General features: G+C 59.1%; 15 protein-coding genes and 1 tRNA gene. All 16 read left to right on the top strand.

Translation table 11 applies throughout. From position 1 onward, the window contains the following. Positions 1-23: 23 nt before the first annotated feature. A complete protein-coding gene (gene secG, locus KAK11_RS15665) occupies positions 24-407 on the top strand; it encodes a preprotein translocase subunit SecG (RefSeq protein ID WP_210810166.1) in 384 nt (127 codons plus the stop codon). Positions 408-548: 141 nt separating this feature from the next. Further along, positions 549-633: transfer RNA gene (locus tag KAK11_RS15660), tRNA-Leu, on the top strand. 160 nt (positions 634-793) lie between these two features. Then, on the top strand, positions 794-1,153 hold the full coding sequence (locus KAK11_RS15655; RefSeq protein WP_210810165.1) for an NADH-quinone oxidoreductase subunit A: 360 nt from the start codon (positions 794-796) through the stop codon (positions 1,151-1,153). An 88-nt stretch (positions 1,154-1,241) separates the two neighbouring features. Then, positions 1,242-1,718: a NuoB/complex I 20 kDa subunit family protein gene (locus KAK11_RS15650; protein WP_210810164.1), complete on the top strand. Its 477-nt coding sequence runs from the start codon at positions 1,242-1,244 to the stop codon at positions 1,716-1,718. Between the two features lie 12 nt (positions 1,719-1,730). Further along, positions 1,731-2,330 (top strand): NADH-quinone oxidoreductase subunit C, encoded by a 600-nt coding sequence (locus KAK11_RS15645; protein WP_210810163.1) that lies wholly within the window; start codon positions 1,731-1,733, stop codon positions 2,328-2,330. 12 nt (positions 2,331-2,342) lie between these two features. Then, positions 2,343-3,596, top strand: coding sequence for an NADH-quinone oxidoreductase subunit D (locus KAK11_RS15640; RefSeq protein ID WP_210810162.1), 1,254 nt, complete (start codon positions 2,343-2,345; stop codon positions 3,594-3,596). Continuing rightward, positions 3,593-4,117 (top strand): NADH-quinone oxidoreductase subunit NuoE family protein, encoded by a 525-nt coding sequence (locus KAK11_RS15635; protein WP_210810161.1) that lies wholly within the window; start codon positions 3,593-3,595, stop codon positions 4,115-4,117. Before KAK11_RS15640 ends, KAK11_RS15635 begins: the two co-directional genes overlap by 4 nt. A gap of 2 nt (positions 4,118-4,119) precedes the next feature. Next, a complete protein-coding gene (gene nuoF, locus KAK11_RS15630; RefSeq protein ID WP_210810160.1) occupies positions 4,120-5,466 on the top strand; it encodes an NADH-quinone oxidoreductase subunit NuoF in 1,347 nt (448 codons plus the stop codon). Between the two features lie 18 nt (positions 5,467-5,484). Continuing rightward, on the top strand, positions 5,485-7,803 hold the full coding sequence (gene nuoG, locus KAK11_RS15625; RefSeq protein WP_210810159.1) for an NADH-quinone oxidoreductase subunit NuoG: 2,319 nt from the start codon (positions 5,485-5,487) through the stop codon (positions 7,801-7,803). Positions 7,804-7,823: 20 nt separating this feature from the next. Next, on the top strand, positions 7,824-8,891 hold the full coding sequence (nuoH, locus tag KAK11_RS15620; RefSeq protein WP_210810158.1) for an NADH-quinone oxidoreductase subunit NuoH: 1,068 nt from the start codon (positions 7,824-7,826) through the stop codon (positions 8,889-8,891). A gap of 16 nt (positions 8,892-8,907) precedes the next feature. Further along, the gene (gene nuoI, locus KAK11_RS15615; protein ID WP_210810157.1) at positions 8,908-9,405 is read left to right on the top strand and encodes an NADH-quinone oxidoreductase subunit NuoI; all 498 of its coding nucleotides are present in this window, start codon (positions 8,908-8,910) and stop codon (positions 9,403-9,405) included. A 65-nt stretch (positions 9,406-9,470) separates the two neighbouring features. Then, the gene (locus KAK11_RS15610) at positions 9,471-10,109 is read left to right on the top strand and encodes an NADH-quinone oxidoreductase subunit J (protein WP_210810156.1); all 639 of its coding nucleotides are present in this window, start codon (positions 9,471-9,473) and stop codon (positions 10,107-10,109) included. Next, positions 10,106-10,420, top strand: a complete 315-nt coding sequence (nuoK, locus tag KAK11_RS15605) for an NADH-quinone oxidoreductase subunit NuoK (protein WP_210810155.1) — start codon at positions 10,106-10,108, stop codon at positions 10,418-10,420. The genes KAK11_RS15610 and nuoK overlap by 4 nt, the downstream gene beginning before the upstream one ends. 22 nt (positions 10,421-10,442) lie before the next feature. Continuing rightward, positions 10,443-12,464 (top strand): NADH-quinone oxidoreductase subunit L, encoded by a 2,022-nt coding sequence (gene nuoL, locus KAK11_RS15600; RefSeq protein WP_210810154.1) that lies wholly within the window; start codon positions 10,443-10,445, stop codon positions 12,462-12,464. A gap of 21 nt (positions 12,465-12,485) precedes the next feature. Then, the gene (locus KAK11_RS15595) at positions 12,486-13,961 is read left to right on the top strand and encodes an NADH-quinone oxidoreductase subunit M (RefSeq protein ID WP_210810153.1); all 1,476 of its coding nucleotides are present in this window, start codon (positions 12,486-12,488) and stop codon (positions 13,959-13,961) included. Positions 13,962-13,979: 18 nt separating this feature from the next. Then, a complete protein-coding gene (nuoN, locus tag KAK11_RS15590; RefSeq protein WP_210810152.1) occupies positions 13,980-15,479 on the top strand; it encodes an NADH-quinone oxidoreductase subunit NuoN in 1,500 nt (499 codons plus the stop codon). Positions 15,480-15,492 lie beyond the last annotated feature (13 nt).

Here is a 15,492-nt window from a genome sequence, read left to right as displayed (position 1 = left end):
CTGATTTAGTGGAGTTTTAAGCTATGCAAGTTTGGTCAAGTCTCTTGGTGGTGGTCCAGATGTTGGCCGCCATTGCCATGATTGGTTTGGTGTTGGTTCAGCACGGCAAGGGTGCGGACATGGGCGCGTCCTTCGGCAGCGGTGCCTCGGGCAGTCTTTTTGGCGCGACAGGCAGCGCCAACTTCTTGTCGCGCTTCACAGCCGTGTGCGCCGCCATCTTTTTCGCCTCCACATTGGGCTTGGCGCTGTTGTCCAACAAAGCCAACACCAGCCCGGCTGACAGTGGCAGCGTTTTGGAGCGTGCCATCCCTGCCGCTCCAGCAGCGTCTGCAGTGCCGCAGATCCCTTCGGCAGCACCCGCTCCGGCCTTGGAGTCTGGCGCCTCGGCGGCAAGCGCAGCGCGCTGATGACATTCCTACACAGAAACCCTGGAAAAGGTGATTTTTCAGGCTAGAATTTGAGGCTACTCAGCAAGCAAATCCTCAAGCAAGCGAGAGTAGCTTAACGGACCGAGCCATAGCCCATTGGGTTTGCGCAAGGCCTGTTTAGCCGACGTGGTGAAATTGGTAGACACGCTATCTTGAGGGGGTAGTGGCGAAAGCTGTGCGAGTTCGAGTCTCGCCGTCGGCACCAGTCAATATCAGCAAGATCTTTATCCGGCATCTTGCTGAGCGCCCTGAGACATGAGGGATGCGAAGGGGGCGCGCTAAGTCAGTGGTTCACAGCAGTGGGCTATGAATGGCGCGCTTTTTTTATGGCCGGATGAGTTTTGATCATCGCTGGAACACTGACCATGGATCTGCAAGCCTATCTCCCCGTGATCCTCTTCATTTTGGTCGGTGTCGGTGTCGGCGTCGTGCCTCAGGTCTTGGGTTTCTTGATGGGGCCCAATCGCCCTGATGCTGCCAAAAACTCCCCCTACGAATGCGGCTTCGAGGCCTTTGAAGACGCGCGCATGAAATTCGATGTGCGCTACTACCTCGTCGCCATTCTGTTCATCCTCTTCGACTTGGAAATTGCTTTCCTGTTTCCTTGGGCGGTTTCGCTCAAAGACATCGGGGCGTCAGGTTTCTGGGCGATGATGGTTTTCTTGGCCATTCTGGTGGTGGGCTTTGCCTACGAGTGGAAGAAGGGCGCACTGGACTGGGAGTGATGGCTCCAAAGTCTGAGTGGATGTCACCTGGCATCAGCTTTTCGAGTCCCGCGCTGAATTGGGCGCATCAGGAAAGAAGGCATACGCAATGGGTATTGAAGGCGTTCTGAAAGAGGGTTTTGTCACGACTTCGGTCGACACCCTCATCAATTGGTCAAAGACGGGCTCTCTGTGGCCTATGACCTTTGGTTTGGCCTGCTGCGCGGTGGAGATGATCCATGCCGGCGCGGCGCGATATGACATTGACCGCTTTGGCATGTTGTTTCGCCCCAGCCCTCGTCAATCTGACTTGATGATCGTGGCGGGCACCTTGTGCAACAAGATGGCCCCCGCGCTGCGGAAGGTGTATGACCAGATGGCGGAGCCTCGCTGGGTGATGTCCATGGGGTCGTGCGCCAACGGTGGTGGCTACTACCACTACAGCTACTCTGTGGTTCGTGGCTGTGATCGCATCGTCCCTGTGGACGTGTATGTGCCTGGCTGCCCCCCGACGGCGGAGGCCTTGCTCTACGGCATCTTGCAGCTGCAAGCCAAGATCCGGCGCGAAAACACCATCGCTCGCTGAGGCAACAGATTCATGACCCAACGACTTGACCAACTCCAGGCGGCCTTGCACGAGGTTCTGGGGGAACGCATTCGAGATTTCAAGCGCGAGCGCGGCGAGATCACCATCACGGTGGCGGCTGCTGATCTGATCGATGTGGCCACCACGCTGCGCGATCACCCAAAGCTGAAGTTTGAACAACTGATTGATTTGTGCGGCTTGGACATGTCCAGCTACAAAGATCAACCGTGGGACGGCCTGCGTTTTTGCGTGGTCTCCCACTTGCTATCAGTGAGCTTGAACTGGCGCGTTCGTCTCAAGGTGTTCGCACCAAACGACGACCTGCCTGTGGTGCCTGCCGTGACGCCGATTTGGAATTCCGCCAACTGGTTCGAGCGCGAAGCCTTTGACTTCTACGGCATCATTTTTGAAGGCCATCAGGACTTGCGCCGCATCTTGACGGACTATGGCTTTATCGGTCACCCCATGCGCAAGGACTTCCCGGTGTCGGGCCATGTCGAAATGCGCTACGACGCGGAACAGCGCCGCGTGGTCTATCAGCCTGTGTCCATTGAGCCGCGCGAGATCACCCCGCGTGTCATCCGTGAAGACAACTACGGCGGCCTGCACTAAAGGTTATCAGCCATGGCAGAAATTAAGAACTACACGCTGAACTTCGGTCCTCAGCACCCGGCAGCCCACGGTGTGCTGCGTTTGGTGCTGGAGTTGGACGGTGAAGTGATCCAACGCGCCGACCCGCACATCGGCTTGCTGCATCGCGCCACCGAAAAACTCGCCGAGCAGAAGACCTACATCCAGTCCTTGCCCTACATGGACCGTCTGGATTACGTCTCGATGATGTGCAACGAGCATGCCTATTGCTTGGCCATCGAAAAGCTGTTGGGCATCGAAGTCCCGGAGCGTGCGCAGTACATCCGCGTGATGTTCTCGGAAATCACGCGTCTGCTGAATCACTTGCTGTGGCTGGGCTGTCATGGCCTGGACTGCGGCGCGATGAATATCTGTATCTATTGCTTCCGCGAGCGCGAAGACCTCTTTGATATGTACGAAGCGGTGTCGGGTGCGCGGATGCATGCGGCCTACTTCCGCCCAGGTGGTGTCTATCGCGACCTGCCGGACAGCATGCCGCAGTACAAGGTCAGCCGCATCAAGAATGAGCGCGCGATCAAGCAGCTCAACGAGAACCGCCAAGGCTCGTTGTTGGACTTCATCGAAGACTTCACCAATCGCTTCCCCAAGCTGGTCGATGAATACGAAACCCTGCTGACCGACAACCGCATCTGGAAGCAGCGTACGGTCGGCATTGGCGTGGTGTCGCCTGAGCGTGCACTGAACCTCGGCTTCACCGGTGCGATGTTGCGCGGCTCTGGGGTGGAATGGGATCTGCGCAAGACCCAGCCTTACGATGTGTACGCGAAGATGGACTTCGACGTGCCGGTAGGCGTGGGTGGCGATACCTATGACCGCTACTTGGTTCGCGTGGAAGAGATGCGCCAGTCCAACCGCATCATCAAGCAATGCGTGGATTGGTTGCGCAAGAACCCCGGCCCCGTGATCACCGACAACCACAAGGTCGCTCCGCCGTCGCGCGTGCAGATGAAGACCTCGATGGAAGAGCTGATCCATCACTTCAAGCTCTTTTCCGAAGGCTTCCACGTGCCCGAAGGCGAGGCGTATGCCGCCGTCGAGCACCCCAAAGGTGAGTTTGGTATCTACCTGATGAGCGATGGCGCCAACAAGCCTTATCGCTTGAAGATCCGCGCCCCAGGCTTCGCCCATTTGGCCGCTCTGGATGAAATGGCCCGTGGCCACATGATTGCCGACGCCGTGGCAGTCATCGGGACCATGGACATTGTGTTTGGTGAGATTGATCGATGACTGCAGCTCAAACCACCGCTGTGAAGCTGAGTGACGCGACCTTGGCCCGATTTGCCAAAGAGGTTGCCAAGTACCCGAAAGAGCAGGCGCAATCCGCTGTGATGGCCTGCTTGTCCATTGTTCAGCAGGAACAGGGTTGGGTGTCGACGGACGCCGAAGCTCAAATCGCTGAGTACTTGGGTATGCCAGCGATGGCCGTGCACGAAGTCACCACCTTCTACAACATGTACAACCAGCACCCGGTGGGTAAGTACAAGTTGAACGTGTGCACAAACCTGCCTTGCCAGCTGCGCAACGGCCAACAGGCGCTGGAGCATCTCTGCAAGAAGCTCGGTGTCGAGGACGGTGGCACCACCGCCGACGGCCTGTTTACCGTGGCCAAGTGCGAATGTTTAGGCGCTTGTGCCGATGCACCCGTGATGCTGGTCAATGACCGCCAAATGCTGAGCTACATGAGCAACGACAAGCTCGACGAAATGGTCGACTTGATCAAGGCCTCTGAATCTGGAAAGGCGGTCTGAGCATGACCCTCGATCTCTCACGTTTCCAGAGTACCGGCGATCACACTTGTTTCCATGGTCGTCACATCGGTGCCCAGATCTACGCAGACCTGAACGGCAGCAATTGGCATCTGGCGGATTACCAAGCGCGTGGTGGCTACCAAGCGCTGCGCAAAATCTTGGGCGTCGATGGCACTGAGCCGATGACGCAAGACCAGGTGATTGCGGAAGTGAAGGCCTCGGGCTTGCGTGGCCGCGGCGGCGCTGGTTTCCCGACAGGCCTGAAGTGGAGCTTCATGCCCCGCGCCTTCCCAGGGCAGAAATACCTCGTCTGTAATTCGGACGAAGGCGAGCCGGGCACCTGCAAAGACCGCGACATCCTTCAGTACAACCCGCACAGCGTGATCGAAGGCATGGCCATTGCGGCTTTCGCGATGGGCATCACAGTGGGCTACAACTACATCCACGGCGAGATCTTCGGCACTTACGAGCGCTTTGAAGCAGCCTTGGAAGAAGCCCGCGCCGCAGGCTTGTTGGGCAACAACATCCTGGGCAGCAGCTTCAGCTTCCAACTCCATGCTCATCATGGTTTTGGCGCTTACATCTGCGGTGAAGAAACGGCCTTGCTGGAGTCGCTGGAAGGCAAGAAGGGGCAACCTCGCTTCAAGCCGCCGTTCCCTGCGAGCTTTGGTTTGTATGGCCGGCCGACGACCATCAATAACACCGAAACCTTTGCAGCCGTGCCTTGGATCATCCGCAACGGCGGCCAAGCCTATCTGGAGTGCGGCAAGCCTAACAACGGCGGCACCAAGATTTTCTCGATGGTGGGCGACGTGGAACGTCCCGGCAACTACGAGATTCCGATGGGCACGCCGTTCTCCAAACTGTTGGAGTTGGCCGGTGGTGTCAAAGGCGGCAAGAAGCTGAAGGCCGTCATTCCTGGGGGCTCGTCGGCACCGGTGTTGCCTGCGTCCGTGATGATGGACTGCACCATGGACTATGACTCCATCGCCAAGGCCGGCTCCATGCTGGGTTCAGGCGCAGTCATCGTCATGGATGAGACGCGTTGCATGGTCAAGAGCCTGCTGCGTTTGTCTTACTTCTATGCCCACGAATCCTGCGGTCAATGCACACCGTGCCGCGAGGGCACAGGCTGGCTGCACCGCCTGGTCAGCCGCATCGAACACGGTGAAGGCCGCATGGAAGATTTGGCCTTGCTGGACAACGTCGCCGAGAACATCATGGGCCGCACCATCTGCGCCCTGGGTGATGCGGCGGCCATGCCAGTGCGCGGCATGCTCAAGCACTTCCGCGACGAATTTGTCCATCACGTCGAGCACAAGACCTGCGTGGTCCCTGCCTACGTCTAAAACGCGGACACGAAGAACATGGTTGAAATCGAACTCGACGGCAAGAAGGTCTCGGTCCCTGTGGGCAGCATGGTGATGCATGCTGCAGATGCCGCAGGCACCTATATCCCTCACTTCTGCTATCACAAAAAGCTTTCCATCGCCGCCAACTGTCGCATGTGCTTGGTCGATGTGGAAAAGGCCCCCAAGCCCATGCCGGCCTGTGCCACGCCCGTGACACAAGGCATGATCGTGCGCACCAAGTCCGACAAGGCCCTCAAGGCCCAGAAGTCGGTCATGGAATTTCTGCTGATCAACCACCCCCTGGATTGCCCGATCTGCGACCAAGGCGGCGAGTGCCAGTTGCAAGACTTGGCCGTGGGCTACGGCGGCACAGCCTCACGCTACGAAGAAGAGAAGCGCGTGGTGTTCCACAAGAACGTGGGTCCGCTCATCAGCATGGAAGAGATGAGCCGCTGTATCCACTGCACCCGCTGCGTCCGCTTCGGCCAAGAAATGGCTGGCGTGATGGAGCTCGGCATGCAGCATCGCGGCGAGCACTCCGAGATCACCACCTTCGTCGGCCAGACCATTGACTCTGAGCTGTCGGGCAACATGATCGATCTGTGCCCGGTCGGGGCGCTGACCAGCAAGCCCTTCCGCTACAACGCGCGCACTTGGGAGCTGTCGCGTCGCAAGAGCGTCAGCCCTCATGACTCCACAGGGGCCAACCTGATTGTTCAGGTCAAGAACCATCAGGTCATGCGCGTGGTGCCGCTGGAAAACGAAGCGGTCAATGAATGCTGGATTGCTGACCGTGACCGTTTCAGCTACGAAGCGCTCAACAGCGCTCAGCGTCTGACTGCCCCCATGATCAAGCAAGGCGGCGAGTGGATCACCGTCGACTGGAACACGGCGCTGGGCTATGTCGCCGATGGCCTGAAGCGCGTCAAGGGTGAGTTCGGTGCGCAAGGTATCGGCGCATTGGGCACCGCGCACAGCACCGTGGAAGAGCTCCACCTGCTTGCGAAGCTGGTCCGCGGTTTGGGCAGCGACAACATCGACCACCGTCTGCGTCATGCCGACTTCACGTTGGGACAGGGCGCTCAGTGGCTGGGCATGCCTATTGCCGAGCTGTCTACCTTGGACCGTGCCTTGGTCGTGGGCTCCTTCCTGCGCAAAGACCACCCGCTGTTCGCACAGCGTCTGCGCCAGGCCACTCGCCGTGGCGCGCAAGTGTTCAGCTTGAACGCCGTGCATGACGATTGGGCCATGAGCTTGGCAGGTCGCCTGACCGCCGCGCCCAGCGAATGGCTGCAAACCTTGGCGAACGTGGCCGCGGCTGTGGCTTCAGCCAAGGGTGCGGCCTCTCCGGTGTCCGGGCAGGCTGACGCGGCCGCGCAGGCTGTCGCAGACGCTTTGATGTCGGGCCAACAGTCGGCCATCCTCCTGGGCAACGCAGCCCAGCAGCACCCCCAAGCCTCGGCCTTGCTGGCACTGGCCAACTGGATTGGCCAGCAGACGGGTGCCAAGGTTGGTGTTTTCGGCGCCGCTGCGAACGCTGTGGGCGCGCAATTGGTGGGCGCTCAGCCCCGTGAGGCCGGCCTGAACGCGGGCCAAATGCTGAGCCAACCCATGAAGGCTTTGCTCTTGCTGAATGTTGAGCCGGCTCTGGACGCAGGCAATGCTGCTGCAGCCACAGCGGCGCTCAAGGGCACTGGCTTGGTGGTTGCTTTGACCTCCTTCCGTGATGCTGCTGTCGACAACGCCGACGTCTTGCTGCCCATTGCACCGTTCACCGAGACTGCAGGCAGCTATGTGAATGCCGAAGGCCGTTTGCAGAGTTTCCACGGCGTCGTGAAGGCGCTGGGCGATTCCCGTCCCGCCTGGAAGGTCTTGCGGGTGCTGGGCAACTTGCTCGGCCTGCAAGGCTTTGAGCAAGAGTCGGTGGAAGAAGTCCGCGCGGAGGCTCTCGGCGACGTCAACAGCCTGCCCGGAAAACTGAGCAACGAGATCAAGGCCGGTGGCGTGCCTGTGGCCGCCGGCGCACTGCAGCGTGTGGCTGACGTGCCCATTTACAGCACGGATGCGCTGGTGCGCCGCGCTGACGCCCTGCAGCGCACGGCGGATGCACGCGCTCCCAAGGCCAGTTTGCCGCAGGCTGTCTGGGCGGCCTTGGGTTTGACCGAAGGCGCCCGAGTGCTCGTCAGCCAGGGCTCGGCCAGTGTGGTCTTGCCCGCCGTGTTGGACAGCAGCTTGGCGGCCAACACCATTCGAGTACCTGCAGGCCACCCCGACACCGCGGCCCTGGGCGCGATGTTTGGTGAGATCTCGGTGAGCAAGGTCGCTGCGGCCTGAGAGACGAGACGGGAACACACATGATCGAACAACTCTATCAACTCGGTCTCTCGACCATGGGGCCCACACTGTGGGCCGTCGTGTGGTCGCTGATCAAGATCGTTGCCGTGGTCGCGCCCTTGATGGGCTGCGTGGCTTATCTGACGCTCTGGGAGCGTAAGGCGATTGCCTGGTCGCAGGTCCGCCCCGGTCCTAACCGAGTCGGTCCCAAAGGTCTGTTGACGCCGATCGCCGACGCGGTCAAGCTGATCTTCAAGGAAATCATTCGCCCGACGGCGGCCAACAAGGGCCTGTTCTTCCTCGGCCCCATCATGACCATCATGCCGGCACTCGCGGCATGGGCGGTCATCCCCTTCGGGCCGGATGTGGTCCTGGCTAACGTCAATGCGGGCTTGCTGTTCCTGATGGCCATCACCTCCTTGGAGGTTTATGGTGTGATCATTGCCGGTTGGGCCTCGAACTCCAAGTACGCGTTCTTGGGTGCACTTCGGGCCTCTGCCCAAATGGTCTCCTATGAGATCGCCATGGGTTTCGCCCTGGTCATCGTGCTGATGGTTTCGGGCAGTCTGAACCTCATCGATGTAGTGATGCAGCAGGACAAGGGCCAGTTTGCTGACATGGGCTTGAACTTCCTGTCCTGGAACTGGCTGCCTCTGTTGCCTATCTTTGTCGTCTACTTCATCTCTGGCTTGGCTGAAACCAACCGTCACCCCTTTGACGTGGTGGAAGGTGAGTCTGAAATTGTGGCCGGCCACATGATTGAGTATTCGGGCATGTCCTTTGCCATGTTCTTCTTGGCCGAATACGCCAACATGATTTTGGTGTCCATGCTGACCGTGTTGTTCTTCTTGGGCGGCTGGTTGCCTCCTATCGATTCGGCGGTCTTCAATTGGATCCCTGGCTGGATCTGGCTCGGACTCAAGACCTTCGTCGTAGTCACCATGTTCCTCTGGGTCCGCGCCTCATTCCCGCGCTACCGTTATGACCAGATCATGCGTCTGGGCTGGAAGATCTTCATTCCCGTGACCCTGGTTTGGCTGGTCGTTGTCGGCCTGTGGATCCAGTCACCGTTCAACATTTGGAAGTAAGGCAAGGCGCCCATCCATGTCTGCTGCTACTCCCCTCAAAGACCTGTTCTCCAGCTTCCTGCTCCTAGAGCTTTGGAAAGGCCTGGCCCTCACAGGACGACATTTCCTGTCCCGCAACATCACGGTGCAGTTCCCCGAAGAAAAGACGCCGCTGTCGCCGCGATTCCGGGGGCTGCATGCGCTGCGCCGCTATGAAAACGGTGAAGAGCGCTGCATTGCCTGCAAGCTCTGCGAAGCCGTTTGCCCGGCCATGGCCATCACCATCGAAGCCGGCCAGCGGGATGACGGTTCGCGCCGTACCACGCGCTATGACATCGACCTGACCAAGTGCATCTTCTGCGGTTTCTGCGAAGAGAGCTGCCCAGTGGACTCGATCGTCGAGACGCACATCTTCGAATACCACGGCGAAAAGCGTGGCGACCTCTATTTCACCAAGGAGATGCTGCTCGCAGTGGGTGACCGCTACGAGAAGGACATCGCAGCCAACAAGGAGGCTGACGCCAAGTACCGCTAAGCCGGGCGTTGCGGGCTTTGTAGCCCGCTGACCTAGGCGCAGCAACTTATCGGCGCGTTTTACCTATGACGACCATCTCCGCTTTGTTCTACCTGTTCTCTGGTGTGCTGTTGTTTTCAGCCTTCAGAGTGATTACGGCGCGTAGCACCGTGCATGCCGCATTGTTCTTGGTGCTGGCCTTCTTCAACGCATCTTGTGTGTGGATGCTGTTGAAGGCCGAGTTCTTGGCCATCACCTTGGTGCTGGTCTATGTCGGCGCCGTGATGGTGCTCTTCTTGTTTGTCGTGATGATGCTGGACATCAACACGGACAGCATGCGTGAAGGCTTTTGGACACACTTCCCGTTGGCAGCCTTTATCGGCGTGCTGATCGCGCTGGAGATGGCCTTGGTCATGAAGCAGGGCTTCAATCTGCCGGTCGCAGATGCCATGGACCCTGCGGTCCTCAAGCTGGGCAACACCCGCGCTTTGGGGGTTGAGATCTACACGCAGTATCTCTATCCGCTGCAGGTGGCCGCAGTGCTGCTGTTGGTGGCCATGGTCGCTGCCATTGCCCTGACACTGCGCAAGCGCAAGGACAGCCGGTATCAGAACCCGTCTGAGCAGGTGCGCGTCAAAGCGGCGGACCGCCTGCGCGTCGTCAAGATGGCGGCTGTGGTGGACCAGCCCTCCGAGGCACAGAAACAAGAAGGAGGCCAGGCATGAGCACGGGCGTCTCGCTGTATCACTTCCTGACCCTGGGCGGCTTCTTGTTCGCCTTGTCGGTGGTGGGCATTTTCATGAACCGCCGCAACCTGATCGTGCTGCTGATGGCCATCGAGCTGATGCTGCTGGCGGTGAATATGAATTTCGTGGCCTTCTCGCACTATCTGGGCGATATGGCTGGGCAAGTTTTCGTCTTTTTCATTCTGACCGTGGCGGCTGCTGAGTCAGCCATCGGCTTGGCCATCTTGGTCGTGCTGTTCCGGAATCGCTCCACCATTGCGGTGGACGAGCTCGACACGCTGAAGGGGTAACCCCGCACGGAGCCCCAGAGAAATGTCTACCCAACTCTCCCAATCCCTGCTGCTGACTGTCCCCTTGGCGCCTCTCGCGGGCTCCATCGTTGCCGGTCTCTTTGGCAAAGTCATCGGACGGCGCGCTTCGCACGTCGTCACCATCCTGGGTGTGCTGATCGCCTTCATCATTTCAGCCATGGTGCTGAAAGATGTGGCCGTGGACGGCGCTCGCTTCAATGCCACTGTCTATGAGTGGATGACGCTTGGCCCCTTGAAGATGGAAGTCGGCTTCATGGTCGACGGCCTGACGGCGATGATGATGTGCGTGGTCACCTTCGTGTCGCTGATGGTGCACATCTACACCATCGGCTACATGGAAGAAGATCCGGGCTATCACCGCTTCTTCAGCTACATCTCTTTGTTCACCTTCTCGATGTTGATGCTCGTGATGAGCAACAACTTCCTCCAGCTCTTCTTCGGTTGGGAAGCTGTGGGTTTGGTGTCCTACCTGCTGATCGGCTTCTGGTTCAAGAAGCCCACGGCCATCTTCGCCAACATGAAGGCTTTCCTGGTCAACCGTGTGGGTGACTTCGGCTTCATCTTGGGCATTGGTCTGGTTTTGGCCTACACCGGCTCGCTGAACTACACCGAAGTCTTTGCCAAGGCGGGCGATCTGGCCAAGTTGGGTTTCCCTGGCACTGACTGGGCGCTGTTGAGCGTGACGTGCATCTGCTTGTTCATCGGCGCGATGGGCAAGTCGGCGCAGTTCCCCCTGCATGTCTGGCTGCCTGACTCGATGGAAGGCCCAACACCTATCTCTGCGCTGATTCACGCTGCGACCATGGTGACAGCGGGTATCTTCATGGTGACTCGCATGTCGCCGCTGTTTGAGCTGAGCGATACGGCACTCAACTTTGTGCTGGTGATTGGCTCTATCACGGCCTTGTTCATGGGCTTCCTGGGCATCATCCAGAACGACATCAAGCGCGTGGTGGCCTACTCGACGCTGTCGCAGCTGGGTTACATGACGGTGGCCCTGGGTGTTTCTGCCTACAACGTGGCCGTTTTCCACCTGATGACGCACGCGTTCTTCAAGGCTTTGCTGTTCTTGGCGGCCGGCTCGGTCATCATCGGTATGCACCATGATCAGGACATCCGCAACATGGGTGGGCTGCGCAAGTACATGCCCATCACCTGGATCACGTCCTTGCTGGGCTCGCTGGCCTTGATCGGCACGCCGTTCTTCGCGGGCTTTTATTCGAAGGACTCCATCATCGAAGCGGTGCATGCCAGCACCTTGCCGGCTGCTGGGTTTGCGTACTTCGCCGTCGTAGCGGGTGTCTTTGTGACGGCCTTCTACAGCTTCCGGATGTACTTCCTGGTCTTCCACGGCAAGGAGCACTTCCATCACAAGCCCTTCCCTGGTGAGCACGATCATCACGACGATCATGGCGAGCACCATGCGCCGCATGAATCGCCGTGGGTGGTGACCGCGCCTCTGGTGTTGTTGGCTATTCCCTCTGTGCTGATCGGCTACCTGACGATCCAGCCCATGCTCTACGGTGACTTCCTGAAGGATGCCATCGTGGTCAACGCGGCCGCTCATCCTGCCATGTCGGTCATTGCCGGGCATTTCCACGGCGCAACGGCGATGGCCCTGCACGCGGTGTCCACCTTGCCCTTCTGGTTGGCGGTGGCTGGTGTGGCGGTGTCCTACTACTTCTACATGGTCAACCCGGCCATTCCTGCGGCTATCGGACGCGCCTTGTCGCCCGTGGTTCGCATCTTGGAGAACAAGTACTACATGGACTGGTTCAATGAGAATGTGTTGGCCGCTGGTGCCCGCAAGCTGGGTGTTGGCCTCTGGAAGGGCGGCGACATGGCCTTGATTGACGGCGCTGTGGTCAATGGCTCAGCGCAAGGTGTTGGGGCCTTGGCTGGCGTGGTCAGAACATTCCAGACAGGTTATTTGTCGCTGTATGCGCTCGTGATGGTGCTGGGTATCTTCGGTTTGATGACCTGGCAGTTGTGGCCATTTCTTTCGAGCCTGATGGGCCATTGATCGGACAGGCGGAGAAAAAGAATGGGTTATTTGAGTGTTGCCATTTGGTTGCCGATTGCATTCGGCACCGTCTTGCTGGCTTTCGGTCGCGACGAGCGTGCCGATTCCGCCCGCTGGATGGCCTTGGTGGGCGCCGTGGTGTCCTTCTTGGTCACCTTGCCCCTGATCACGGGCTTTGACACTGCATCAGCCAGTTTGCAGTTCGTCGAGAAACTGCCCTGGATTGAGTCCTTCAAAGTCAACTACCACCTGGGTGTGGACGGCATCTCGGTGTGGTTTGTGCTGCTGACGGCCTTCATCACCATCATTGTGGTGATCGCAGCCTGGGAAGTCATCACCGACCGTGCCCACCAGTACCTGGGTGCGTTCCTGATCCTGTCGGGCTTGATGATTGGCGTCTTTGCTGCCGCCGATGGTCTGCTGTTCTACGTCTTCTTTGAAGCGACCTTGATCCCGATGTACATCATCATCGGGATTTGGGGCGGTCCGCGTCGGGTCTATGCGGCCTTCAAGTTCTTCCTGTATACGCTGCTGGGCTCGCTCTTGATGCTCATTGCCTTGACCTATCTGTATTTCAAGGCTGGTGGCAGCTTTGACATCCAGACTTGGCACAAGATGCCGCTGCCCATGTCGGCGCAGACCTTGCTGTTCTTTGCCTTCTTTGCAGCCTTCTCGGTCAAGGTGCCGATGTGGCCAGTGCACACCTGGTTGCCGGACGCCCACGTCGAGGCGCCTACTGGCGGCTCGGTGGTGCTGGCCGCCATCATGCTGAAGCTGGGCGCTTATGGTTTCCTGCGTTTCTCCATGCCCATCGCCCCGGATGCGGCTCATGAGTACGCATGGCTCATCATTACGCTGTCCCTGATTGCCGTGATCTACATCGGCTTGGTGGCCATGGTTCAGCAAGACATGAAGAAGCTGGTCGCCTATTCATCGATTGCACACATGGGCTTCGTGACTCTGGGCTTCTTCCTCTTCAATGAGTTGGGCATGGCGGGCGGCATCGTGCAGATGATTTCGCACGGGTTTGTCTCGGGCGCCATGTTCTTGTGCATCGGCGTGCTCTACGACCGCGTTCACTCTCGAGAGATCGCAGCCTATGGCGGCGTGGTCAACACCATGCCTAAGTTCGTGGGCTTTGCGGTGCTGTTCTCCATGGCCAATGCCGGTCTGCCAGGCACGGCAGGCTTCATCGGCGAGTGGATGGTGATCTTGGGCGCCGTGCAGTACAACTTCTGGATTGGCGCCTTGGCGGCCACGGCGCTGATTTTTGGCGCGGCCTACACCCTGTGGATGGTCAAGCGCGTTTACTTTGGTGATGTGGCGAACGACAACGTCCGCGAGCTGACCGATTTGAACTCGCGTGAGTTCGTGATGTTGGGCATCCTGGCTGTGGCTGTGTTGGCCATGGGCCTGTATCCCAAGCCCTTCACGGATGTGATGCATGTGTCCGTCACCGAGCTGCTCAAGCACGTGGCAGCGTCCAAGATCAACTGACGCGGCCGGGAAAGCACTATGAATGAATTGAACTGGCTCGTCGCCGCACCTGAGATTTTTCTGCTCGTGGCTGCCTGCGTCATCGCGCTGGCAGACCTGTGGGTCATGGACGAACGCCGTCGCGTGACCTTCTGGCTGTCGCAAGCATCCGTGGCGGTTTTCACCCTGATGCATGCCAACCTTCTGAGCAACGGCTTGGCTACGGGTGCGGCGGCTTCCGTCAACGCCCTGCAGGGCCTGATGGTGTCTGACCCCATGGGGCATTTGCTGGCGGTGGCGGCCGGTGTGGCCGTGATGATCACTTTGGCCTATGCCCAGCCCTACATCGGCAGCCGTGAACTGTCCAAAGGCGAGTTGTACGTCTTGACGCTGCTGGCTTTGCTGGGCGTGTCGGTGATGATCTCGGCCAACAACTTCTTGGTCATCTATGTCGGCTTGGAGTTGATGAGCCTGTCGCTCTACGCACTCGTGGCCCTGCGCCGCGATCATGCGGTGGCGACTGAAGCCGCGATGAAGTATTTCGTGCTGGGCGCGTTGGCCAGCGGCTTCCTGCTCTATGGCATGTCCATGATGTACGGTGCCACCAGCTCACTGGATCTCCCCGAAGTCTTCAATGCCATTCAGACCGGCAAGATCAATCCCACCGTGCTCACCTTTGGTGTGGTGTTCATCGTGGCTGGCTTGGCATTCAAGCTGGGCGTGGTGCCCTTCCACATGTGGGTGCCAGACGTCTATCAAGGTGCGCCGACGGCCATCACCTTGATGATCGGTGGCTTCCCCAAGTTGGCGGCCTTCGCGGTGACGATTCGCATTTTGGTCGAAGGCCTCAGCGGCGTCGCCCACGATTGGCAACAGATGTTCATGTTCTTGGCCGTCTGCTCCATGGCGGTCGGCAACTTGGCCGCGATTGCCCAGACCAACCTCAAGCGCATGTTGGCCTACTCGGGTATTGCGCAGCTGGGTTTCATGCTGCTGGGCTTCACGCCCACGGTGGTGGCACACAACACGCTGAATGCCGCTAACGGCTACAGCTCGGCGATGTTCTATGTGATCACCTATGTGTTGACCACGCTGGGCACCTTCGGCCTGATCATGTTCATGTCCCGCCAGGGCTTCGAGAGCGATGAGGTGTCGGACCTCGCTGGCTTGGCCAAGCGCAATCCCTGGCTGGCGGGCGTGATGACCATCTTCATGTTCTCTTTGGCAGGGGTGCCCCCGATGGTGGGCTTCTATGCCAAGTTTGCGATCCTGCAAGCCCTGGTCAGCACGAACGAAGCGCTGTACATCGGTTTGGCCATCGCGGCGGTGATGCTGTCCTTGATCGGTGCCTTCTACTACCTGCGTGTGGTCAAGGTCATGTACTTTGACGAGCCCAAAGACGCGGCACCCGTGCCCGCACAAGGCCCTGTTGGCATCTTGCTGGCGGCCAATGGCTTGGCTGCTCTGGGGCTGGGCTTGATGCCCGAAGGCTTGATGGCACTGTGCCGCCAGACCATCGTCGCGGCCCTGGCCAGCTGAGCCACCGCCGATC

Source organism: Ideonella paludis (assembly GCF_018069865.1).
In the GTDB taxonomy this organism is placed as follows: domain Bacteria; phylum Pseudomonadota; class Gammaproteobacteria; order Burkholderiales; family Burkholderiaceae_C; genus Ideonella; species Ideonella paludis.
This window is presented reverse-complemented; position numbering and strand designations above follow the sequence as displayed.